Source organism: Pontimicrobium sp. MEBiC06410 (genome assembly GCF_053601615.1).
The window spans coordinates 79,874-105,323 of record NZ_JBSHNT010000144.1; the positions used below are offsets into that span (position 1 = coordinate 79,874).

General features: G+C 31.6%; 19 protein-coding genes. 11 read left to right on the top strand and 8 right to left on the bottom strand.

Annotated features, from left to right (window positions below; all coding sequences use genetic code 11):
* Nucleotides 1-176: 176 nt before the first annotated feature.
* Both era and ACVC08_RS05830 read left to right on the top strand, forming a co-directional pair.
* Nucleotides 177-1,061, top strand: coding sequence for a GTPase Era (era, locus tag ACVC08_RS05825; RefSeq protein ID WP_452601359.1), 885 nt, complete (start codon nucleotides 177-179; stop codon nucleotides 1,059-1,061).
* 81 nt (nucleotides 1,062-1,142) lie between these two features.
* A complete protein-coding gene (locus ACVC08_RS05830; protein WP_452601360.1) occupies nucleotides 1,143-2,657 on the top strand; it encodes a choice-of-anchor I family protein in 1,515 nt (504 codons plus the stop codon).
* A 51-nt stretch (nucleotides 2,658-2,708) separates the two neighbouring features.
* Here ACVC08_RS05830 and ACVC08_RS05835 read toward each other — a convergent pair whose 3' ends face one another.
* Nucleotides 2,709-3,206, bottom strand: a complete 498-nt coding sequence (locus tag ACVC08_RS05835; RefSeq protein ID WP_452597835.1) for a GTP-binding protein — start codon at nucleotides 3,204-3,206, stop codon at nucleotides 2,709-2,711.
* Nucleotides 3,207-3,360: 154 nt separating this feature from the next.
* Between ACVC08_RS05835 and der the strand changes: the two genes are divergently transcribed.
* From der to ACVC08_RS05850, 3 genes are all read left to right on the top strand, one after another.
* The gene (gene der / locus ACVC08_RS05840; RefSeq protein WP_452597834.1) at nucleotides 3,361-4,674 is read left to right on the top strand and encodes a ribosome biogenesis GTPase Der; all 1,314 of its coding nucleotides are present in this window, start codon (nucleotides 3,361-3,363) and stop codon (nucleotides 4,672-4,674) included.
* A 337-nt stretch (nucleotides 4,675-5,011) separates the two neighbouring features.
* On the top strand, nucleotides 5,012-7,801 hold the full coding sequence (locus ACVC08_RS05845; protein ID WP_452601361.1) for an outer membrane beta-barrel protein: 2,790 nt from the start codon (nucleotides 5,012-5,014) through the stop codon (nucleotides 7,799-7,801).
* 245 nt (nucleotides 7,802-8,046) lie between these two features.
* The gene (locus ACVC08_RS05850) at nucleotides 8,047-9,060 is read left to right on the top strand and encodes a DUF6588 family protein (protein ID WP_452597832.1); all 1,014 of its coding nucleotides are present in this window, start codon (nucleotides 8,047-8,049) and stop codon (nucleotides 9,058-9,060) included.
* 292 nt (nucleotides 9,061-9,352) lie between these two features.
* Here ACVC08_RS05850 and ACVC08_RS05855 read toward each other — a convergent pair whose 3' ends face one another.
* The 5 genes from ACVC08_RS05855 to ACVC08_RS05875 are packed head-to-tail and all read right to left on the bottom strand — an operon-like array spanning nucleotide 9,353 to nucleotide 12,572.
* Complete coding sequence (locus ACVC08_RS05855; protein ID WP_452601362.1) at nucleotides 9,353-10,207, bottom strand: TPM domain-containing protein; 855 nt, start codon at nucleotides 10,205-10,207, stop codon at nucleotides 9,353-9,355.
* Nucleotides 10,208-10,222: 15 nt separating this feature from the next.
* Nucleotides 10,223-10,663 carry a TPM domain-containing protein gene (locus ACVC08_RS05860; RefSeq protein WP_452601363.1) on the bottom strand — a complete coding sequence of 147 codons (441 nt, stop codon included), beginning with the start codon at nucleotides 10,661-10,663 and terminating at the stop codon, nucleotides 10,223-10,225.
* A 4-nt stretch (nucleotides 10,664-10,667) separates the two neighbouring features.
* The gene (locus tag ACVC08_RS05865; RefSeq protein WP_452601364.1) at nucleotides 10,668-11,255 is read right to left on the bottom strand and encodes a LemA family protein; all 588 of its coding nucleotides are present in this window, start codon (nucleotides 11,253-11,255) and stop codon (nucleotides 10,668-10,670) included.
* A gap of 16 nt (nucleotides 11,256-11,271) precedes the next feature.
* On the bottom strand, nucleotides 11,272-11,601 hold the full coding sequence (locus ACVC08_RS05870) for a MerR family transcriptional regulator (protein WP_452597828.1): 330 nt from the start codon (nucleotides 11,599-11,601) through the stop codon (nucleotides 11,272-11,274).
* Nucleotides 11,601-12,572 (bottom strand): M23 family metallopeptidase, encoded by a 972-nt coding sequence (locus ACVC08_RS05875; protein ID WP_452597827.1) that lies wholly within the window; start codon nucleotides 12,570-12,572, stop codon nucleotides 11,601-11,603. The genes ACVC08_RS05870 and ACVC08_RS05875 overlap by 1 nt, the downstream gene beginning before the upstream one ends.
* Nucleotides 12,573-12,791: 219 nt before the next feature.
* Here ACVC08_RS05875 and alaS point away from each other — a divergent pair, with 219 nt between their 5' ends.
* From alaS to ACVC08_RS05890, 3 genes are all read left to right on the top strand, one after another.
* Entirely contained in the window at nucleotides 12,792-15,407 is a 2,616-nt protein-coding gene (gene alaS / locus ACVC08_RS05880) for an alanine--tRNA ligase (RefSeq protein WP_452601365.1), read from the top strand.
* 93 nt (nucleotides 15,408-15,500) lie between these two features.
* On the top strand, nucleotides 15,501-16,442 hold the full coding sequence (locus ACVC08_RS05885; RefSeq protein ID WP_452601366.1) for a GSCFA domain-containing protein: 942 nt from the start codon (nucleotides 15,501-15,503) through the stop codon (nucleotides 16,440-16,442).
* Between the two features lie 42 nt (nucleotides 16,443-16,484).
* Nucleotides 16,485-17,090 carry a DUF4230 domain-containing protein gene (locus ACVC08_RS05890; RefSeq protein WP_452601367.1) on the top strand — a complete coding sequence of 202 codons (606 nt, stop codon included), beginning with the start codon at nucleotides 16,485-16,487 and terminating at the stop codon, nucleotides 17,088-17,090.
* A gap of 7 nt (nucleotides 17,091-17,097) precedes the next feature.
* Here ACVC08_RS05890 and ACVC08_RS05895 read toward each other — a convergent pair whose 3' ends face one another.
* Nucleotides 17,098-17,889 (bottom strand): tetratricopeptide repeat protein, encoded by a 792-nt coding sequence (locus ACVC08_RS05895; protein WP_452601368.1) that lies wholly within the window; start codon nucleotides 17,887-17,889, stop codon nucleotides 17,098-17,100.
* A 1-nt stretch (nucleotide 17,890) separates the two neighbouring features.
* Nucleotides 17,891-18,439, bottom strand: a complete 549-nt coding sequence (locus ACVC08_RS05900) for an RNA polymerase sigma factor (protein WP_452597822.1) — start codon at nucleotides 18,437-18,439, stop codon at nucleotides 17,891-17,893.
* Nucleotides 18,440-18,612: 173 nt separating this feature from the next.
* On the opposite strand from ACVC08_RS05900, the gene ACVC08_RS05905 reads away from it, so the two are divergent.
* The 3 genes from ACVC08_RS05905 (at nucleotide 18,613) to ACVC08_RS05915 (ending at nucleotide 25,448) form a co-directional block, all read left to right on the top strand.
* A complete protein-coding gene (locus ACVC08_RS05905; RefSeq protein ID WP_452601369.1) occupies nucleotides 18,613-21,159 on the top strand; it encodes a T9SS type A sorting domain-containing protein in 2,547 nt (848 codons plus the stop codon).
* 80 nt (nucleotides 21,160-21,239) lie between these two features.
* Nucleotides 21,240-22,502: a S8 family serine peptidase gene (locus tag ACVC08_RS05910; RefSeq protein WP_452601370.1), complete on the top strand. Its 1,263-nt coding sequence runs from the start codon at nucleotides 21,240-21,242 to the stop codon at nucleotides 22,500-22,502.
* A 207-nt stretch (nucleotides 22,503-22,709) separates the two neighbouring features.
* The gene (locus ACVC08_RS05915) at nucleotides 22,710-25,448 is read left to right on the top strand and encodes a CHAT domain-containing protein (protein ID WP_452601371.1); all 2,739 of its coding nucleotides are present in this window, start codon (nucleotides 22,710-22,712) and stop codon (nucleotides 25,446-25,448) included.
* Nucleotides 25,449-25,450: the final 2 nt, after the last annotated feature.

A 25,450-nucleotide genomic window follows, 5' to 3' on the forward strand; every position in this document is an offset into this window, starting at 1 on the left:
AAGATAAAACTTTTTTGTTGTGAGTATAAGTAAAACTATAGATTTATTATATTTTTTGCTTTGCAATTCTTTTAATTAAGAATCTAATTTTGCTTTTCACAATAAGTATTATGTTTAATTAAAGTGGAATAAATATAGGAAGGTTGTAACTTTGCAGCGTATTAAAAAAGAAAGACATGAGTCATAAAGCAGGTTTTGTAAATATTATAGGAAATCCTAATGTAGGTAAATCCACACTTATGAATGCCTTTGTGGGAGAAAAACTATCTATAATTACATCTAAGGCACAAACAACACGACACCGTATTTTAGGTATTGTAAACGGTGATGATTTTCAAGTTGTATTGTCAGATACTCCAGGGATAATAAAACCAGCTTACGAGTTGCAATCTTCTATGATGGATTTTGTAAAATCGGCTTTTGAAGATGCAGACCTGTTAATTTATATGGTAGAAATTGGAGAAAAGGAACTAAAAGATGAAGCCTTTTTTAAAAAAATTACTAGTGCTAAAATACCAGTTCTATTACTATTAAATAAAATAGATACCTCTAACCAAGAACAATTAGAAGCGCAAGTACAATTATGGGCTAGCAAAGTTCCTAATGCAGAAATTATACCTATCTCTGCATTAGAAGGCTTTAATGTAAAAGAAGTATTCGATAAAATAATAGAGTTATTACCAGAGTCACCACCATTTTATCCAAAAGATCAATTAACAGATAAACCAGAACGCTTTTTTGTAAACGAAAAAATTAGAGAGAAAATTTTAATGCACTACAAAAAAGAAATTCCTTATGCTGTAGAAGTAGATACAGAAGAGTTTTTTGAAGAAGAAGAAATTATACGCATGCGAGCAGTTATAATGGTAGAACGAGATACTCAAAAAGGAATTATAATAGGGCATAAAGGAAGTGCCTTAAAGCGAGTAGGCGTAGAGGCCAGAAAGGATTTAGAAGTGTTTTTTGGAAAACAAGTACACCTAGAATTATATGTTAAAGTAAATAAAAACTGGAGAAGCAATCAAAACCAGCTGAAACGTTTTGGTTACAATCAGAAATAAAAACTAATAGTTATTTTTTATTAAATTAACATTAAGGTAAAAGAGGAGTTTCATATTTGGGCCTAATTAAAAATCCAAAAAATGAAAACCATTACAAAAGTCGTTTTAGCATGTGTTTTAATGCTTGCTTTTAGTTGTCAAAACGATGACGATTCAGTTTCAGAAGTGCCAGTTAACACCTCTGTAAACTTTCAATACAAGTCTACAATAAATGTAGGAGGAGAAGGAGCAGCAGAAATATCTGCCTACGATGAAGTCTCTAAAAAACTTTTTATAACGAACTCAGAATCTAATATTATTTCTATATATAATATAGAAAATTTAGAAACGCCAATTGAAGAAACAGCAATTGATTTAAGCGCATTTGGAGCACCAAATAGCGTTGCTACCTATAATGGTAAATTAGCTGTAGCTGTAGAAGCACTAATAAAACAAAATCCAGGAAAAATTTTAGTTTATAATACTACCAATTTAGCACTTATAAACCAATATACAGTAGGTGCATTACCAGATATGGTAACGTTTTCTAAAGACGGGGACTTAATTTTATCTGCTAACGAAGGAGAACCAAACGATGATTACACTGTAGATCCAGTAGGAAGCGTAAGCATTATTAATTTAGCAGATAACACTGTAAATACTTTAGGTTTTGAAAGTTTTAACGCACAAGAATCTGCATTAGAAACACAAGGGTTTAGAGTGTTTGGCCCAGGAGCAGACTTAGCAAAAGATGTAGAACCAGAATATATTACTATTTCAGAAGACTCTAAAACAGCATGGGTCTCTTTACAAGAAAATAATGGTATTGCAAAAATAAACCTAGTAAGTAAAACCATAGAAGCTATTTACCCGTTAGGTTATAAAGACTATAACCAATTAGGTAACGAAATAGATGCTAGTGATAAAGATTTAGAAACAGTTCTTAAGAACTGGAATGTAAAAGGAATCTATCAACCAGATGCTATAGTAGCAGTAAATATAGGAGGAATAGAATATGTTATTTCTGCAAACGAAGGCGATTCAAGAGATTACGATGGGTTTAGCGAAGAAGAACGAGTAGAAGACTTAATATTAGACACTACAGTGTATCCCGTATCTGGCGATTATCAAAACGAAATAAATTTAGGGCGCTTAAAAACAACCACAACATTGGGTGACACAGATAATGATAACGATGTAGACCAAATATACAGTTATGGAGCACGTTCGTTTAGTATATGGTCTGCAAACGGTAACTTAGTTTACGATAGCGGAAACAGCATAGCCACAGAAACGTTAGCAATGACACCAGCTAGATTTAATGACGAAGATAAACGAAGTGATGATAAAGGTGCAGAGCCAGAAAGTGTAGACGTATTAAATATAGGAAACCAACGTTATATTCTTTTTGTAGGGTTAGAACGTACAGACCAAGTAATGGTTTACGACATTACAAACCCATTATCGCCAACATTTTTAACAATACTATCTCATAGTGGCGATGAAGCACCCGAAGGATTATTAGTCATTTCGGCAGATAAAAGTCCATCAGGAAAAGATTTACTAGTGGTGTCTAATGAAGACAGTGGAACAGTTAGTTTTTACGAAAATCAGTAATAAACATTATACAATAAACACTAAAAAAACTTCACAATATGTGGAGTTTTTTTATTTAATACCCAATACACTATTCATAAAATTATATAATGTAATCATCTCATCCTTATTAGAAGTACGCCCTATTCTTCCTGCAAAATACAATACAAACCAAAGAATTACCATAAATAACATACCCCATATTTGTAGCATAAAATCTTTATTTAAAGCACTATTAGAATAAGTCCATATAGCTAAAGCAATAAATAAACCAACCACTACAAAATGTAAAAACATAAAAAGAGTCCAAACAGTTGGGTTAGGGCCAAACAACCCTCTAATTAAACTACTGTTAGAATCTACTTTATCTATTTCTAAATGTAATTGTGGTGTCCAAAACTGTTGTTTGCTTTTAGGAAACTTTATAAAAACATGATGATCTACTCTAGAGACTATAAACTCTTTTTGCTCTAGTTTAGCATTTTCAAACTTACTTAAAGCAGTCTCGTTATTTTGTTCTAATGTAAATTTAAACCTAGGCCTTAAAACAATTGTATTAGTAGAACTCATAATTTAGTATGGTTTTTTGAACCTTGAAATTACTATTTTTTCTTTAATAATTGTAAAAAGCTAGTACACATCAGGATATTTCATACTTTTGCAAAAAATTTCTGATTAGATATTTAAAATGTTTTCTATTTATTAATCAGGCAGTTAATACATTATGAGTAATATAGTAGCTATAGTAGGAAGACCAAATGTAGGGAAATCAACATTCTTTAATCGTTTAATACAACGAAGAGAAGCCATTGTAGACGCCGTTAGCGGTGTTACCAGAGACCGCCATTATGGAAAAAGTGATTGGAATGGCAAAGAATTTTCGTTAATTGATACAGGAGGTTATGTAAAAGGAAGCGATGATATTTTTGAAGAGGAAATAGATAAGCAAGTAGAACTAGCAATAGACGAAGCAGACGCCATTATCTTTATGGTAGATGTAGAAGCTGGCGTAACAGGAATGGATGAAGATGTAGCAACACTGTTGCGTAAAGTAAAAAAACCTGTGTTTTTAGTTGTAAACAAAGTAGATAATGGAAAAAGAGCAGAAGATGCAGTAGAATTCTACTCATTAGGTTTGGGAGACTATTATACTATTGCAAGTATTAATGGTAGTGGAACAGGAGACCTATTAGATGCTTTAGTAGAAGCATTACCAGAAAAAGAAGAAGAGGAGATAGCAGAAGAAGATGCATTGCCACGTTTTGCTGTGGTTGGTAGACCAAATGCAGGGAAATCCTCTTTTATAAATGCATTAATAGGAGAAGAACGTTATATAGTTACAGACATAGCAGGAACAACAAGAGACGCTATAGATACTAAGTATAATCGTTTTGGATTCGATTTTAACTTAGTAGATACAGCCGGAATACGTAAAAAATCTAAAGTAAAAGAAGATTTAGAATTCTACTCAGTAATGCGAAGTGTTCGTGCTATAGAACATGCAGATGTCTGTTTACTAGTACTAGATGCCAATAGAGGATTCGATGGGCAAGTACAGAATATATTTTGGCTTGCAGAACGCAATAGAAAAGGAATAGTTGTTTTGGTAAATAAATGGGACTTGGTAGAAAAAGACCATAAAACAACAAAAGAATTCGAGAAAGTAATACGCAGGCAAATGGAGCCATTTACAGATGTGCCAATTGTATTTATTTCTGCACTAACAAAACAACGTATATTTAAAGCAATAGAAACAGCTGTCGAAGTTTATAACAATAGAACTAAAAAAATAAAAACAAGCGAGCTTAATGAGACACTATTACCAATAATAGAACATTATCCGCCACCAGCATACAAAGGAAAGTTTGTAAAAATAAAATACATTATGCAATTGCCAACACCACAACCACAATTTGCATTTTTCTGTAACTTACCGCAATATGTTAGAGAGCCCTACAAACGTTTCTTAGAAAATAAATTAAGAGAAATTTACGATTTTAAAGGCGTGCCAATTAGTGTATATATGCGAAAAAAATAAAACAGTATTTTTTTCTAAAACTTAACAAAAAGATTCTATTGTATACAAAAACAATAGAATCTTTTTTTATACAGGCTTACTTATCAACGCTGCTATGTTTCCAATATAAAAACCTATTTTTTAAATAAATAGATATTATAAGAGTAATCAATATAATACCGTTTAAAGAAGAAAATGGTATTACATCAGTACAAAGAAATAAAGGCGTTAAAAAATAACAACTAGTTATAAAAATTTACCATTCTTTTAAGAAAACGTATACGTTTTTGCATTTATATTCGTTCCCTTAATAATTAAAAAATCATCATCAGTCAAAAAATTAAATTAACACTAACTTATGCGAACCCTATTATTATTCGTTGCACTATTATGTGCCTCATTTTCATTTTCACAATCAGACCCTAAACCCTTTAAAATTTCAGGAAAAATTATAGCAGAAGATGATCAATCTGTTTTAGAGGCCGCAACTGTTTATTTACAACGTGTAAAAGATAGCTCTTTAGTAACATATACAATAACAGATAAAACTGGGGCATTTAGTCTAGAAGATGAAACAGGCGATTCTAGTTTAAACCTATACATCTCTTATGTAGGATATAAAACCTATTTTCAAAATATAAAATTAGATAAAAGAGAAATAGACCTAGAAACCATTCCATTAGAAGTAAATTCAGGCTCATTGGACGAAGTTGTTATTACAGCAACAGCACCAGTAACAATAAAAAAAGATACGTTAGAATTTAATGTTAAATCGTTTAAAACTAAAAAAAATGCCAACGTAGAAGACTTACTTAAACAGCTTCCAGGTGTTGAGGTAGATGAAGAAGGTAAAATAAAAGTAAACGGAAAAGAAGTTAATCAAATATTAGTAAACGGGAAACCTTTTTTTGGAAATGACCCCACAATAACTACTAAAAATTTAACTAAAGACATTATAGAAAAAATACAAGTAGTAGATACAAAAACAAAATCTGAAGCCTTTACAGGAGAAGCAGGAGACTCAGAGAATAAAACGATTAATTTAACAATAAAAGAAGAAAACAATAAAGGTGTTTTTGGACGTGTATCAGCAGGAGGCGGAACCGATAAACGTTACGAATTAGCGGGGATGGTTAATTTTTTTGATAATGACCAACGTATAAGTGTATTAGCTGGAGGAAATAATATAAACTCTCCTGGGTTTAGTTTCGGCGAAATTTCTAAAATGTTTGGAGGTGGTAGAAACCGCTCATTCAACAGCAACGGAGCGTTTTCTATAGATGGTCGTTCATTTGGAGGCGGACAAGGTATTACAACATCGCAAATAGGCGGAGCAAATTATGCCGATAAAATAGGAGAAAAAACAGATGTTTCTGGAGATTATTTTTATTCTTCAAGTAACTCAGAAAACGAATCGGCATCGCAAAGAGAGACCATCCTGTCAGACTCTAGATTCTTTTCTAATTCTAGTTCCCGTTCAGTAAATGATACAGATAGCCATACCGCTAATGCCGAATTTGAAATAAAAGTAGACTCAACGTTTTTAATAAACGTTCGTCCATCATTTAATTACTCAACATCAAAAACAGGCTATACTAGCAGCGATGAAACATTCGATGAAAATAGAGATTTAACCAATGAATCTTCTGTAAACTCTGTAGTAGAAACTACAGCAAAAGAGTTTGGTAATAATTTAAGCTTAACTAAACGATTTGGAAGTAATGGTGCTTTTTTAAGGTTTAGAATGGAAAATAGTTTAAGAAGCGATGATAGCGACGACTTTTTAAACTCTAATACAGAGGTGTTTGGGACAAACCCATCTACAATTATTAGAGATCAATATACAGATGGAGAAAATAATAATTCTGGTTTAGATATAGGTTTAACGTATAGCTATCCAATTATTCCTAAAAAATTATTTTTAAACTTTGAATACGATTACTCTAGAAATAAAGATGAAAACAGAAAAAGTACTTTTGATAAAGATGGTACAACTCAAGAATTTAATGTCTTTAATGAAGCATTAAGTACAGATTTTGAATATACAGATATAGAAAGCTCACCAGGAGTAAGATTAAGATATAGAGGAGAAAAAATGTCTGCAAGATTTGGTGCAAACTATGTGTTTAGAACCCTTAAAAATCAAGACTTATTAAGACCACAGTTTAATGTAGAACGCGATTTTAAAGCGCTAGAGTTAAGCTCTAATATTAATTACAGATTTAGTCCAAAATCATCAGTATACGCAAGTTATAGATTAAGAAATCAACCACCAGGATTACGTCAATTACAAGCATTCGAAGATGTTTCTAATCCATTAAACACTATCGTTGGTAACCCAAACTTAGAACCTTCAAACAGACACTCCCTTTATGCGGGATATAATGCTTACGATTGGAGAAATAGAACAGGATTTTATATATACTCTAACGTAACATTAGTAAATAATAATGTAGTATCTAAAACAATAATAGACCCAGAGACCTTAACAAGACGAACAACTTATACTAACGTAAATGGTAATTATAACGGTTCAGTAGGAGGAGATTATAGTAAGAATTTTAAGTTAGATTCTATTCGTAAAATACGATTAAGATTTGGAGCTAACGGAAGTGTTTCTAAAAACATAAACTTTAATAACGATGTTAAATACGCAAGTAAAGTAAATACATTTTCACCAAGTATAGGTGTAGAATATATTTGGGATAAAGTTATGGAGTTTAAGCCATCATATAGAGTATCATTTACCAATAATAAATACGATATAGATGCATTTGATGATCGTTCGTTTAAAAATCATAACGTACGATTAAGAACCGCTACATTCTTACCTAAAAAGTTTGAATGGCGTAACGATATAAACTATAACTATAATCCAGATGTCGCAGAAGGATTTCAAAAAAGTGCATGGTTCTGGAATTCTACTCTAGTCTATTCATTTTTACAAGACAAAGCATCTTTACAGTTAAAGGTTTACGATTTATTAGACCAAAATACAAATGCTAGAAGAATAGCAACACAAGATTATATAGAAGATTCGCAAAGTACAGTATTAGAACAGTACTTTATGTTTACCTTTAGTTGGAAGTTTAATAGCTTAGGTAAAAAAGGAGAAGTGAGAGATAGAGGTTACTATTCTTTCGATTAAATAGTTAGTTAAGCTAAATAAAAGCAATTAATATAACCCATCCTGAAAAACCGTTACAGTTTTTCAGGATGGGTTATTATATTAAAATATATAACTAATCTTTACAATTACTTAAGGATATAAAACAATATCCTTTAAAAATTTTATAGTATCTTGTATAAAAGATTATAAATATTCAAAATGAAGATTTGTAATTTTGTAACCTACTAATTAATACAAAAAATAACTTTTAGCCTTTAAATCTCATGAAAAGAATAGTCTTATTTGTAGCTGTTTTAAACTTTGTTTTTACTTATGCACAAGAAAATGTAAATGATTTGTTAGCAGCAGGAGTTAGAGATGCACAACGTTTTACTTCAGATTATTTAAATCCAGCTTCAGATGGGTTAATGTTTAGTATGAATCAAGGTTGGTTCAACGGGGCCAAAACAATAAAGAAATTTGGCTTCGAAATTTCTATAATAACCAATGCCGCTTTTGTATCAGACGATAAAAAATCATTTATTTTAGATACGTCTCAATATGAAAATCTTAGATTTAAAGACGGTAGTATACAAAAAGAAGTGGCTACAGCATTTGGCGATATTAATGGTGTTATAGTCGTGGTAGAAGGAGAAAGTTCTGTTCCATTAATACCAGCACAAGATGCAGAATTTGAATTAGTAACTGGCCTAGGAGAATCTAATATTAATTTTGTGCCAACAGCATTTCTTCAAGCAAGCTTTAGCCCATTAAAAGCAACAGAATTGAAAGTTAGGTTTCTACCTAAAATAAATACAAATGACACGGAAATTGGAGTTTATGGATTTGGAATACTACATGAAATTACCTCATGGTTACCTGAGGATAAAGTATTTCCTGTTGCAATATCTGGATTAGCAGCATATACGCATTTAGAAGGAAGCTATGATTTTACTAGTACAAACATAGTAGATGGCGAAAACCAAAAGTTTGAAAATAATACCAATACTTTATTGCTACAAGTTATTGGCTCTACTAAAATGCCTGTTTTTAATGTTTATGGAGGAATAGGTTATATTTCAGGAAAATCTACAACAGATTTAAAAGGAACATATAGAGTGCAATCTGGAATTGTATCTCAAGAAGAAATTGTAGACCCTTTCTCTGTAGAAAGTGAAGTCTCGGCAGTACGAGGAACACTTGGAGCAAAAGTTGCTTTAGGCGCTTTTAAAATAAATTTAGATTATACACTAGCAGAATATAGTGGTTTATCCTTTGCATTAAATCTTAGCTTTTAAAGAAATAGCCAGTTATACATATAGTTACTATTGTATAGTAATCGCAAATAAAAACACTTAATACTTAAACGGTATTTATAACCTTTAAGTGTAGGTGTTACCTTTACCTTTGGCATTCAATTTATCTTCAAAATATAAAATTAAAATAAAGATGTAATGATGTACATCATGGCTGTTGTTACAGCCAAAAAAGGGCGTGAAATCTAAACATGAAATTTATAGGAAATATGGATTATTAAACTATGTAATCTTAACAATTAGCTTTACATAAAAGTCACTTGCTTTTAGTTGTTTACCATCCGCCAGAAGCACCGCCTCCACCGAAGCCTCCGCCACCGAAGCCACCGCCGAAACCACCGCCAGAGCTACCGCCGCCAAAACCACCACCAAAGCCTCCGCCAGAACTGCTACGTCCAGCATTACTTAGTATAATAGTTTCTAGAATACTCCTAGAAGTGTCATTTCTATAATGGCGTCCACCACTACCACCGCCACCTCTACGGTTTTTTGAAATGGAGATTAAAATAATTATAAAAATAATAAAGAGGAAAAAGATAACCCCAAAAGGAAAATCGCCATTAGACGACTGTCTAGAACCTTTGTATTCGCCAGTAAGGACTTCAAAAATAGAATCAACCCCTTTATTTAAACCACCGTAATAATCGCCTTGTTTAAAAAAAGGAATAATATCACGTTCTATAATACGTCTGGACATTGCATCGGTCATTAAATGCTCTACGCCATAACCCGTACTAATGTTTATTTTTCTATCATCTTTAGCTAATAATATAAAAATACCATTATCCTTATTTTTATCTCCAATACCCCATTTGTGCGCCCAATTTGTGCCTAAATAATTTATATATTCTCCTTGAGTAGAGCTTATTACTGCCACTACAATTTGCGTAGAAGTACTGTCGGAATATTTTATAAGTTTGTTTTCTAGGCTGTTTTTTTGACTAGGCGATAATAAGTTAATATAATCATAAACACTAGTTTGAAAACTCGGTTTTTTAGGAATCTCATATTGAGCAAAAGTACTCGAGGTACTTAAAAGTGTAAATATAATTATAAAGCAACTTAATATACTATTTATAGATAAGTAAAAAGGCTTATTAATTATAGGTAATTTATTATAACTGCTCATAGAATATTGTATAAATTAACCTTTAGAAATCGTGTTGGGTAATTCGTCTACATCTGTTGCATCCCAAGGAAAATGCGCCTGTAATTCTTGACCAGCTTTTAAAATACCATCCACCAGGCCTTGTTTAAAATTATTATTTTTAAAATGCGACGCCATAAGTTGAATTGTGTCATCCCAAAAAGTTGAAGAAACAATAGCATTAATGCCTTTATCTCCATAAATAGCAAACGCTTTTTCTTCTACAGAAACATAAATTAAAACACCATTTTGTAATTTGGTGTTATACATTTTTAGCATAGAAAACACCTCTATTGCACGCGCATCTACATGCCCATTAGACGTACTTTCTATATGCACACGAATCTCTCCCGAAGTATTTTTTTCTGCTTCTCTAATAGCAGCTACAACTTCTTGTTCTTCTATGGTTGTTAAAAAGGATTCAACTATATTTTGCATCGTTTTAATTAAAATCGAAGTCTACATCTGGTGCTTTTTCACTACCAGCTTCAGATTGGAAATAGGCTTTTTTATCAAAACCAAATAGACCCGCTAATAAGTTATTAGGGAACGTTCTTATCTTTTTGTTATATGGTTTTACAGTTTCATTAAATCGGTCTCTAGCAACATTAATTCTATTTTCTGTACCTTCTAATTGCGATTGTAATTCTAAAAAGTTTTGGTTAGCTTTTAAATCTGGATAACGCTCTACAGTAACTAATAATCTAGATAAAGCACTACTTAATCCACTTTGTGCTTGGTTAAATTGTTGTAGCTGCTCTGGTGTAATATTAGAAGGGTCTATATTAACAGCCGTTGCTTTTGCTCTAGCATTTATAACAGATTCTAAAGTACTTTTTTCAAAGTCTGCTGCTCCTTTAACCGTTTTTACTAAATTGCCTATTAGGTCACTTCTTCTTTGGTAAGAACTTTCTACTTTTCCCCAAGCCTCTTCTACATTTTCATCTAAACCTATTACTGAGTTGTAAGTACTCATCCCTAATAGCGCAAATATTATGATAATTACGACAGGTACAATCCATTTTTTCATGATAATTAATTTTTTGTTATAGTTGGTTTTTTAATTTTATAAGTTGTGCTTTAACACCCTCTAATTTACTAATAATTTCGAAATTAGTAAGGGTTTTCTGCTTTTCTTCTTTTAAATGTATTTTAGCGCCTTCTAAAGTAAAACCGCGCTCTTTTACCAAGTGGTATATAAACTTTAAATGCTTTATATCATCTGGAGTAAATTTACGGTTGCCTTTGGCATTTTTTTTAGGTTTTAAAACGTCGAATTCTTTTTCCCAAAAGCGAATTAAAGAAGCGTTAACGTCAAAAGCTTTTGCCACTTCACCAATATTATAATAGCGTTTTTCTGGAAGCTCTATATGCATTAGTCTAAAGATTGATTTTCTAAAGACGCTCGATTTAACAACTTGCTAAACTCTTCAGCCGTTAAACTACCATAATAGAAGTTAATAGGATTTATACGTGTACCATCTTTAAAAATTTCGTAGTGTAAATGCGGCGCTTCAGAACGTCCAGTACTACCTACAAAGCCTATTAAATCACCACGTTTTACTTTTTGGTTTTTTCTTATGTTGTATTTGTATAAATGCGCATATAAAGACACATAACCATAACCATGGTTAATTCTAATGTGTTTACCGTAACCAGAAGAATTACTATCCGCACGTTCTACAACACCATCTCCAGAAGCATAAACAGGAGTGCCGCGAGGTGCCGTAAAATCCATGCCCCAGTGCATTTTTCTTGCTTTAGTAAAAGGATCGGTTCGCATACCAAAACCAGAAGCCATACGTGTTAAATCTTCATTAGTTACAGGTTGTATTGCAGGGATTGTTGCTAGAAATTTTTCTTTTTCCTCTGCAAGAACTTTTATTTCATCTAGAGATTTAGATTGTACCACTATTTGTTTTTGAAGTTTATCTATACGCTTATTACTTTCAATAATAAGTTTAGAGTTATCAAAACCCTCAAAAGCTTTATACCTATTAATTCCGCCAAACCCAGCTTTTCGTTGTTCTTCTGGAATTGGGTTAGCTTCAAAATACAAACGATAAATGTTGTTATCTCTATCTTCTATATTGGCTAGAACAGTTTCGGCCTCATCCATTTTTTTATTCAATAAATCAAACTGTAATTGCATGTTTGCCAACTCGCGTTTTAAAGCTTTTTCTTTTGGGGACTCTATGTATAAAGTTGCCAAAAACATAAACAATAAACCAAATAAAGCAGAGGATAATAAAAAACCGAAAAGGTATTTAAAAGCTGTACTTTTTTTGCGTTTTATCTTGCGATAAGACAGTGTGTCAGAATCATAATAATATTTTACCTTACTCATTATCTAATTTATACTATTTTTGCATTTAATTATCACCTAAAAGTTAGGTTAGATTTAAAATAGTTAACGAACAAACCTACAAAAAAAATGCCTTTTTTTGGATATTTTTATAAAAGTAGGTTCACTCTGTCCAAAATTTAAAATAGATTTGCAGAGTAAATATATAAATTGTTTCGCAATGCGAGTAGCAAGCAGAAACAAGGTTATTAACATAGTCCTATGAATTCTCAAGAGATACGCTCTAAATTTTTAAGTTTTTTTGAAAATAAAAAACACAGTATTGTGCCGTCTGCACCAATGGTTTTAAAAGATGACCCAACCTTAATGTTTGTAAATTCTGGTATGGCTCCTTTTAAAGAGTATTTTTTAGGAAACGCCACACCTAAAAATACACGTATTACAGATTCTCAAAAATGTTTACGTGTGTCAGGTAAACATAACGACTTGGAAGAAGTAGGGTACGATACTTACCACCATACCCTTTTTGAAATGTTAGGAAACTGGAGTTTCGGCGATTACTTTAAAAAAGAAGCCATTACTTGGGCTTGGGAATTATTAACTGAAGTTTATGGTATAGATAAAGACATTTTATACGTTACCGTTTTTGAGGGGAGTGATGACGACGATAACCTAAAAATGGATCAAGAAGCATACGATATTTGGAAAAGTATTATTCCAGAAGATCGTATTTTAATGGGAAATAAAAAGGATAACTTCTGGGAAATGGGAGCGCAAGGTCCATGTGGCCCATGTAGCGAAATCCATGTAGATATACGTACACCAGAAGAAAAAGCAAAAGTATCTGGGAAAGATTTAGTAAACATGGATCATCCTCAAGTTGTAGAAATCTGGAACTTAGTATTTATGCAATACAATCGTAAGGCAGATAAGTCTTTAGAGAACTTACCAAACAAGCATATAGATACAGGAATGGGGTTTGAGCGTTTGTGTATGGTTTTACAAGACGTAAAATCTAACTACGATACAGATGTGTTTACTCCAATTATTAGAGAAATAGAAACCATAACCGATACCGATTATGGTAAAGATGAAAAGAGAGATATAGCTATTCGTGTTATTAGCGATCATGTTCGTGCGGTAGCTTTTTCTATTGCAGATGGGCAATTGCCAAGTAACAATGGAGCAGGTTATGTTATTAGACGAATTTTACGTCGTGCTGTACGTTACGGATTTACATTTTTAGATAAAAAAGAACCATTTATATACAGGTTAGTTGATGTTTTAAGTAAAAAAATGGGGAAAGCATTCCCAGAACTTAAAGTACAAAAGCAACTAATTGAAAATGTAATTAAGGAAGAAGAGACTTCTTTTTTAAGAACATTAGATCAGGGGTTAGTATTGTTAGACCGTATTATTGAAACTACTGAAAATAAAATGGTTTCTGGAGAGAAAGCCTTTGAATTATATGATACTTATGGCTTTCCTATAGATTTAACAGCGCTTATTTTAAGTGAAAAAGGAATGACCTTGGATGAGGCTGGTTTTGAAGTGGAATTACAAAAACAGAAAGAACGTTCTCGTTCAGCAAGTGAAATGTCTACAGATGACTGGACAGTATTACTAGAAGATTGTGAAGAGGAATTTATAGGTTACGACTCACTAGAAGCAAATGTAAAACTAACAAGATATAGAAAAGTAGTCTCTAAAAAAGACGGAGAAATGTATCAGTTAGTCTTTAACATGACACCTTTTTATCCAGAAGGAGGAGGGCAAGTAGGAGATAAAGGGTATTTAGAAGTGCCAAACGGAGATGTCATTTATATTCTAGATACAAAAAAAGAGAATAATGTTATTATTCACTTCTCTAAAAACCTACCAAAGCATTTAAATGAAACCTTAAAAGCTGTAGTAGATGCTAAGCAACGTTACAGAACAGAATGTAATCATACCGCAACACACTTACTACACCAAGCACTAAGAGAAGTTTTAGGAACACATGTAGAGCAAAAAGGAAGTGCGGTACACTCTAAATATTTAAGATTCGATTTTTCACATTTCTCTAAAGTAACAACAGAGCAATTAAGAGATGTAGAAAACTTTGTAAACTCAAGAATAGAAGGAAAACTACCATTAGAGGAAAATAGAGCAGTACCAATGGAGCAAGCAATTGCAGAAGGCGCAATGGCATTGTTTGGAGAAAAGTATGGAGATGCAGTAAGAACCATTCGCTTTGGACAGTCCATGGAACTTTGTGGAGGAACTCACGTAAAAAATACAGGCGATATTTGGCATTTTAAAATTGTATCAGAAAGTGCTGTGGCATCAGGAATTCGTAGAATAGAAGCAATTACTAATGATGCAGTTAAAGACTTTTATTTTGATAACAACCGTGCTTATTTTGAAATGAAAGACCTGCTTAATAATGCAAAAGAACCAGTAAAAGCTTTAGTGTCTTTAAAAGAAGAAAACGTAAATTTAAAAAAGCAAATAGAAGGCTTATTAAAAGATAAAGCTAAAAATCTAAAAGGAGAATTGGCAAATGCGTTAACCGAAATTAATGGCGTACAATTTTTAGCGCAAAAAGTAGATTTAGACCCAGCGGGAATTAAAGATGTAGCTTTTGGAATGGGCGAAAAACATAAAAACCTATTTTTATTGTTTGGTACAGCAAACGAAGGAAAAGCGATGTTAACCTGTTATATCTCTAAAGAACTAGTAGCAGATAAAGGATTAAATGCAGGGCAGGTAGTTAGAGAACTAGGAAAACTAATCCACGGCGGTGGAGGAGGTCAGCCATTTTATGCAACAGCAGGTGGTAAAAATCCAGCAGGAATAGATGAAGCTTTAAGTAAAGCAAAAAGTTATATAGAGTAGTCTTAATTTGAAAAAGATATTCGCATACATTTAAGATAAGACGCAAAGCATTTATAAATGAAAGCTTTGCGTTTTTGTTTTTATAACAAGACCATGAAACTATTAACAGAAATAAAACTCGAAAAACAAGAACAACAAATAGATTATAACTCTAAAATGTTGCTGTTAGGTTCGTGTTTTGCTGAAAATATAGGAAAGAAGTTTAACTATTATAAATTTCAAATAGCACAAAACCCATTCGGGATATTATTTCATCCCGTAGCTATTGAAACAATATTATCTAGAGCTGTTGAAGATAGACGCTATACAGAAGCAGATATTTTTAGGCATAACGAGCAATGGCATTGTTTCGAGGCCCATTCTAAATTAAGTGATATCTCAAAAGAAAGACTATTAGAAACGTTAAATAATAACTTAATAACCATTACACAATACCTAAAAGAAGCTAGCCATATTGTTATTACTTTAGGAACAGCTTGGGTTTACAATTATAAAGAAACCAATACAACAGTAGCTAATTGCCATAAAGTACCACAAAAGCAATTCTATAAAAAATTACTTTCAGTAGAAGCAGTAACTAATAGTTTACAAAATATATTTAACACTATACAAACCGTAAATACTAAAGCCTCTCTTATTTTCACAGTATCACCAGTTAGGCATATTAAAGATGGATTTGTAGAGAACACGCAAAGTAAATCGCATTTAATAAGTGCAATTCATCAATTTGTAAAAGCACAAGTATATTATTTTCCATCTTACGAAATTATGTTAGATGAGTTAAGAGATTATCGTTTTTACAAACCAGATTTATTACATCCAAACGATACTGCCGTAGATTATATTTGGGAGAAATTTAAAAGCGTTTGGATTACTTCTAACGCATACAGTACAATGGATACTGTAGATAATATTCAAAAAGGATTAGCCCACAAGCCTTTTAATGAAAACTCAGAGGCACACTTAAAATTCCTTGAGCAATTAGAACAAAAGAAAGAAAAGTTACAGAATAAGTATTCGCATATTAGGTTTTAAACAATAAGGCAGTAAGTCTTAAATTTTTCTTTAAATTTAGACATGAGAAAAATTCTATTTGGAGTCGTTATCACATTAATCGTTTTATTTACATTTAAATATTGCGATGATAAAAAAAGTGAAGCAATAATACTTAAAGAACATTCTGCGCTAATACAAGAACAACTAAAAAATGTTGGGAAACTAGTGGTTACAGAAGGTCATTTTAGTGAAGTATTTAATTATAAAAACTCTAAAGCGATATTGTCTGATTATATTTCGGCAGAGAAAAAAGCATTAGTTGTAGTTAATGCAGATGTTACTATTGCGTACGATTTAAGTAAAATAGAATATGAAATAGATGATGTTTCTAAAACACTAAGATTAATAAAAATTCCTGACGAAGAAATAAAAATTAGCCCAGATTTTGAGTATTACGATATTCAGGCAGATTTTTTAAACCCTTTTGAAGCGGAAGATTATAATGCTATAAAAGAAACAGTAAAAGCATCTTTAATGAAAAAAGTGGAAGCCTCTAGCTTAAAAACAAATGCTAAAAACAGATTAATTAGCGAGCTAGCTAAGTTTTATATTCTTACAAATTCTTTAGGTTGGACGTTAGAATATCAGGCGAACCCAATTACAAACTTTCAGGGTATTAAATTGTAGGCAAAAACTATTTTAATTCATTCAATAGTTTTTTAGCTTTTAAGTAATTAAAGTTGTTTTTATCTTCTATAAGTAATTCTAAAGTTTCGATAGCCTTAACTCTATTATCTTGTTTTAAATAAGTTAAAGCTTTAAACCAATAAGCTTTGTGTGCATCTAAGCTATTGCTTTTTAATAATAGATTTAGCCTCTCTTGGGCCAATTGGTATTGCTCTAGCTCTAAATAACAAACGGCAATATATAGTAGAAGGTTAGGGTTTAACGTATTCTCTAGGCTGTGTTCTGCTATTTTAAATTGCTCTAAAGCCTTTTTATACTGTTTTGTTTTAAATAAGTTTTCTGCCTTGGCTAAAACATTAGCAGTATTACTTTGGGTAGTAAAAGAAGGTAAATCTTCAGTACTATAATAATTATTATATAAGGTTATAGAGGTAGCATCATTGTTTAAGAAATAGTATCCGGAAAATAGAATAATAACGGCAGCTGCTACCGACGAAATGTATTTTATAAAACGTCTTTTTTGGGTTGCAGACTTGTAATTTGAAGCCGCTATTTTAGCATGTTTAGAGAACGATTCAATAGCATCTCCCTTAAATAATTCACTGGTGTTTTTTAGCGTATTATTATCTCCATTATATAGTGCCCAATCAGTATCACTATAAACAGTATTCATAGTTTTTATAATAGATATAGACTGCTTTAAATCTGGGTCTGCTTTAATATCTAATTCAAAACGGGTACGCTCTTCATCGGTCATTGTATCCTCCAAGTATGCTATAATTTTATCATCTAAATTCATTCTAATGCTTAAGTTTAGAAAATCTGAAATCTTCTTTAATTAACTTGCTAAGCCGGGCTTTACACTTAAATACACGTTGTCTTGCAACTGTTTGAGAACTGTAAGAATATTTCTTTACAATGTCTGCATAAGCTTTTTTTTGAAACACCATAGAAAGGATCTCTTTACATTGCGCAGATAGTAATTCAAATTTTTCTTTATATAATTCCCATTGGTTATGTTCTAAATAAAAAGAAGCTTTATCAAGCTCTTCACTAACTAGAGGGATAACGTTATTATTTGTTACCCTATGTTTTGCATTTTCTCTTTTCCATAAATTTTTACAGACAGTAAACAGGTAATTATCGAAAGCTTTAATATTTATGTTGCCTTCTTTTAATTTAACATAAATGATAATAAGGGCATTATGAAACACATCTTCGGCATCTTTTTTAGAACCATTTCTACTAGTAATATAATGCTCTACATATTTAAATGAATTGTCATAGATACTGTTTAAGAGTTTTGAATTTCCTTTTAAAAATTGGCTTACAAAATCATCATTCTCCATACAAGATGTTGATGTATAATTAATTTAAATTCTAAGATAGTTTAAATAAACTGGGTAACAAAAAAATAAATTCTCCTCTTAACTGTGAATTAATTCAATAAAAGGAGGGATCCGAAAAACCTTTATAAAAAACAGAGTAGGAACTTTTAATTAATCAATAAACCCTTAAAATTATGAAGAAAATACTTTTTTTAGCCTTCTTTGTATTGAGTTATATTACAGCTCAATCACAATGTAACCAGGGCAATTGTCAAGATATTCAGGTTAGTAATACCCAACAATGGAGCGACTCGCATGGAACGCCATCATGGGGGAGTAATTCTGTTTGGTTGTGGTCTTATTATTCTGGTTTTACGCAATCTATAACAGGAGAAGGTGTAAACTATTCTGGATATAACTTTGTGCAAGGTGAGCAATACTGTGTGTCTTTTAATTTAGATGCAGCTACTAATACTGGGCAAATACCAAATGTTAATTCTATGATGAATGTTGTATTAACCTCTAATGCCGTTGTAGGTAATACAGGAACCAATACTAACAATGTTATCCCGAATACTCCAACCCCAAACCAGACAATAATGGGACAGAATATATGGGCAAATGGAGCAAATAGCCAGATGTATACATTTAACTTTACAGCTACTCAGAATTTTAACAATATATGGTTTTATCCTACAAACCCATCGGCACCAAATCCTCAAATAGAAGTTCGTATATCTAACTTATCTATCTGTCAACCGTGTACTCCAGACCCAACAACGATAACAATAGATGGAACCGATGTAACAGATACTTTAGAATATACAATACCTTGTGGTACTACTTGTATAAATATTAGTGCTACAAACCTTCAAGATGATGCGTATAATACTAATAGCCCAGTGCTTACAGATTTAAATGGTTTATTTTGTTTAACGAATAACTCAACATTAACTTCTTTTGTAGCAAATATTACAGGAACAGATTCCTGTGGTGATTTCTACAGCCAGAATGTTACTATTAATATAGAGCAAGACTGTCCGCCGCCGCCATGCTGTGATGCCGAGAATAATTTACTTGTAAACGGAGATTTTAATCAAGCAACTTGTGGTGGAAATGGAGCTTTTAATAATGGTTGTGTGCCAAATTGGATAGCAACAGATGGTTCGCCTTCTATTAATAACTTTAGTGCCGATCCTAATGCATGGATGTGGTCTTATGGTGGAAATGGAGAAGGTATTGCTGCTAATTTTGATTTTGAAGAAGGTGTGTCGTATTCTATATGCTTTAGAATAAGAACAGACGATAGAAACTCTGGAGACCCAAATGTTGCTAATAATGCTACAGTAAACTTAGTAGCAACTAATAGCGTAGGGAATATTACAGCAACGCCTACAGGAGAGTATATTTTTAATGATACTATGGGCGGGTATTTAAATACTTGGACAGATATTTCTTTAACGTATACTCCAAATGGAAACTATTCACAACTATGGGTGTTCCCATTTATGGCAAACGCATCAAATGGAGTTAGCCAAGCAGAATTATCAATAGATGATATTATTATTTCCGTTTGTGAAAGTTGTGAAACAACAGCACCTACTAACCTTCAGGTGGTTGGTAATACATTAACATGGGATCCTGTGCCAGGAGCGACATCTTATGTCATAACATCTCCTCCAGGTAATGTTCCGCAAATAGATTGTGGCTGTACAGGAAGTAATGGTATATCTTTAGCGCCTATTACTGTAGGAACTAACAGTTATACTTTACCAGCTTCATTACAAGATATGTGTTTTGTTTGGCAGGTAACTGCAATTTGCGAAGATGGTACAGAATCACCAATTTCTAACCAAGCCTGTCATACACCAAAAGAAAAAGAGTGCGAGGTAACAGCACCTACTAATCTTCAAGTGGTTGGTAATACTTTAACATGGGATCCAGTACCAGGCGCAACATCTTACACCATAACATCTCCACCAGGTAATGTACCACAAATAGATTGTGGTTGTACAGGTAATAATGGCATTTCTTTAGCACCTATTACAGTAGGTACTAATAGTTATACCTTACCTACATCATTACAAAATAAGTGTTTTGTTTGGCAAGTAACAGCAATCTGCGAAAGTGGTAAAAAGTCACCAATTTCTAATCAAGCCTGCCATACACCAAAGGAAAAAGAGTGCGAGGTAACAGCGCCAACTAATCTTCAAGTGGTAGGGACTACATTAACATGGAATCCAGTACCAGGCGCAACATCTTATATTATTAGCTCTCCAGCAGGTAATGTACCACAAATAGATTGTGGTTGTGAGTTTGGTATTTCTATTGCGCCAGTTCAAGTAAACACTAATAGTTACACATTACCAGCATCGTTAGAAGGTAGATGTTTTGTTTGGCAAGTAACAGCCGTTTGCGAGAGTGGTAAAAAGTCGCCAATTTCCAGACAAGCTTGTTATAATAAAGGAAAGAAAGGGCGCGATGCCGACAAAATTTCTATTTATCCAAATCCTAATAAAGGAAATATGGATATTAAATTAAATATTGAAGATGTTGAAAATATTCAATTGAATATTTACAGCTTCGATGGTACTTTAATTAAAACGTTAGAAAATCGTAAAGTAATAAACGGAGAACTTAAGTTTAACTTAAATCTAAGATCTAGCCTTACTAAAGGTGTGTATTTCTTCTCATTTAATACAGGGGAAAATATAATTACTAAAAAAGTTATGATAGAATAACAATTACACAGTAGTCTCAACTTAAGTAAATTAGGTTGAGACTGCTTTTTTTTAAAAAAATCCTAAACCTAAATTAAATTATGAAAACATTAAAACTTACAATAATGTGCTTTGTGTTATTATTACTGGCATGTTGTAGCGATGAGTTAACTGAAGAATCTAATGAGAGTACTTTAAAAAATAACATGCTTAATAAAAAATCTAAGTTAGGGAAGAATGTTAGAGAGTTTATTGTGCACTATAATATAGGAACAACCAATTTGCAAAAAGAAGCATTAAGAAACATGTACGAAGTGCAGAGTTATAAACAGTGTTCATGTCAAGATGATACGTTAGAATTATGGCGTTTTGCTCAGGATTTAACAGAATCACAATTAGAAGAAAAAAAAAGTACAGCTAGTGATGATCCAGATTTAGATGGCGCTTCGTTAAATAATGGAGTGCAATTACCAAATAATTATTTTGGATCGGCAATACCAGATGGAGATATAGATCAAGCTTTAAATTTACAAGTAGAAAGTAATGAAAATATAACTGTTGCTATATTAGATACAGGAGTAAATTACATAGCAGGAGGATTTACAGAACCCTTTTTATATAATAACTCTGCTAATAAGCAATGCGAAGCAACAAACTCAAAAGACCTTTATGGGTGGGATTTTGTAAATGAAGATAATGACCCTTTTGATGACCATAACCATGGAACTCAAATTGCAAGTATAATAAATAGTAATTTAATAAATAAAGGCATAAGTCATCAAATTTTACCGGTAAAAGTGTTTGATGCAGATGGTAAAACAAATACATTTCGTATTCTATGTGGATTAAAATATGCATTAAGTAAACCCGAAGTTGCAATTATTAATATGAGTTTTGGTAGTTATAGTTATCAAGAATTATTTGATAGGATCCTTGCTAATTACAGCAATCGTGTATTAATTGTAGCATCTGCGGGAAACCAAACTAACGATAATGATGAGATACCACATTATCCATCATCGTACGAGCATGATAATATTATTTCAATTGCTGGAATGGAAACAATAACAGATTATACAGCAGAAAGTTATAATAATAGTAATCTTTTAGCATGGTATTCTAATTATGGTGTAAGTAATGTAGATATAGCAGCTCCTGGAAATGATTATTCGTTTACAATAAATGGACAAAGTACAACGGTTCAAGGAACGTCTTTTGCAAGTGCCTTTGTAGCTTATAAAAGTGCAGCACTATATTCTATAGGGGATTCACCATTAGTTTTAAAAAATAAAGTTATAGATAACAGTACGGAGTTTGTATCTGGTTTAGAGACCATAAAACATAGAGCAGCAGTCTTAGAATAAATTTTAGTTTAATAGGGTTTAGGTCACTTTTTTTAAACTATAAGCAGAGAGTGTTTAATTATGCTCTCTGCTTTAAATATATTACACCATTTTACAACTTGATTTTAAATAAAAATAGAAAGATGATTTTTTATTATTAAATTTAGATGAATTCTACTAAAAGTAGAGTAATCAATAATGTTATGAGAAAAGGTAAATTATAAATAAATGTGTTATAAAGTTACTTTTGTATTTCTAATACTTATACCATTTAGTATTAGTTCTCAAACAAAAATTTTAGAACAGTTTGATTCTATTATAAAATTATCGACACTCTCAAAACAACAAAAAGTAGTAAAAACAGAAACTTTAATAGAAGAAAGTAAAGCAGATGAATTGAGTGTATCTCAAGTTTACCATGATTTAGCAAAATTTATATACAAGAAAAACCTTTCTCTAGACGATGCTATTTACTTTACCGAAAAAGCATCAGAAATACGAAAAAACTACATTAAAGAGAGCCCTTCGCTTTTTAAAGGAAGCTTTAATAATCTAGCCAAATTTCAATACGAGAAAGGGCTTTATTCAAAAGCTATTAAAACATGCGATAGTTTGCTTAGTTATTGTAATGCTACAGAAGTTAGAGTAGCAAAAGTGAATTGGCTAAAAGCAAGAATTTATGAAGCTATAGGAGATTTTAAAAAAGCCCTAGACTGCTACGAAAAAAGTGAGTCTATTTATAAAGCTTTAGGGAAACATCAAAAACTCCTGAGTATTTACAAAAATGTTTTAGCAATTTATGCAGGCTTTGATGATGTTAAATATAAAGAAGCATTTTTTTTAAACTATAGAAAAGTACAAGCCTTAAGTAACTATTTTGATATCTCCGAGAAAGATTTAATTGGCTTAAAGCTTAATTGTGGTAATTTTTATGATACGCTTAAAGACTATAATAATAGTAAAGAGGCCTATAAAGAGGCGTTAGCATTGGCTTATAAATTAAACGACTCTGTATATGCAGCTAAGAGCTTGAATAACCTGGGAGTCGTTTACAAAAAAACGAATAACATTAATAAATCTATAGAAAGCTTACATGCTGCATTAAGCTATGCGTCTAATTTGCCTAGTCAAAAAGCAGAGTCTTACGATAACTTAGGCGATATTAAATTACTTCAAAACAATTATGTAGCGGCTCTTAAAAATTATCAAAAAGCAATATACTTAACGACATATAATGCTAGTATAGATTATACTACATTACCCAAATTTCAAGATATAGAAATATCTAATTTAAAAATAGATATCCTAGGGTATTTAAGAGATAAAGCAGGTGCTTGGATTGTATATTATAACAAAACAAAAAATAAAGTACTTTTAAAAAAAGCTCTGGAAACGTTAGAACTAGCAGATAAAGTAGTTAATCTTATTTATTTTGAAAGTAGAGAAGATTTATCAAAGTTATTTTGGCGAGAAAAAGGGAATGATTTATATCAAAAAGCAGTAGATGTATCTTACTTATTAAATGAGCCAGAAAAAGCCTATTGTTTTATAGAAAAAAGTAAAGCCTTATTGCTTTTAGAAAATGTAACCAATTTAAATGCAAGAGTATTAGCTAAATTACCAAATGCAACTATAGAAAGAGAAGTTAAATTATTAGAGGAAATTAATAATTATAAAGCAGAGTTAGTAACAAACAACTTATTAAAAAGAAAGAGAATAAAAGATAGTTTTTTTACAAAAAAAAATGAGTATTCAAAATTTTTAGATTCTTTAGAAACAACCTTTCCAAAATACCATAATTACAAAAAAGGGATTCAAATTTATGATGCTAAAACGACTCAAAAACATTTAAAAGAAAATCAATTAGTTCTTCAATATAAAATAGATAAAAATAAAGCATACGTTTCTTTGGCATCTAACACAGAAATTAAAACATATAAAATAGAAGAAGCAGAGCTTTTAGAAAAAAGAATACTAGCATTTCATGATGCTTTAAAAAAGCCATTTTTAAATAAAAAAGATCAAGAGGATTATAAAAGCTTAGCCTATACATTATATAATCAATTGCTACCTTTTATGAAGAGCAAACTAAAAGCATTTCAAGGAAAACAGCTCTTAGTTATACAAGATGGGATGCTGCAAAATATACCTTTGGAACCATTAATAGTAGATAATAGAGAAAGCCCCATAAATGAACTGTATTTAATTAATTTTTGTAAAATAAGTTATGCATACTCATTTTCGTCTCTTATGGTTACTAGTAAATTAAAGAGAACGTATAATGCAGACTATTTAGCTATGAGTCCTACTCTATTTAAAGACAAATCTTTATCCTCTTTAATTATATATAGAGAAGAATTGCAAAAATTAGAAAGTACTCTAGAAACAAAGTTTTTAACCAGATCAAACACAACTAAGCAAAAATTTATTGAAGCCTACGGTGGTTATAAAGTAGTGCACCTATCTACACATGGCGGAGTAACGGAGGATAAAAAACCATGGTTAGCTTTTTATGATGATAAATTAGAATTAGGAGAAATGTATTTTAATAATCAATATACAGACTTAGTTGTTTTAAGTGCATGTAAAACGTCTAAAGGAGAATTGAGAAAAGGAGAAGGTGTTATGAGTATTGCTAGAGGATTTGTTAACTCTGGAGCAAAAAGTGTTTTAGCTTCACTTTGGGATATCGATCAAAAATCTAATAATGAAATTATTTATTCGTTTTATAACTATTTAAACCAAGGGTACACTAAAACAGAAGCATTAAATAGAGCAAAATTAGATTACATCTATAAAAATAAAAATACAAGCGAAGTATCTCCATATTATTGGAGTGCGATAACATTAACAGGTAATAATGAGGCTATTTTTAAAAAAGGCAATAATTTATATTATTTCTTGCTTTTATTAGTGCCAATATTTTACGTGTATAAGCGTAGAAAACAAATAAAAAAATCGGCTTAAAT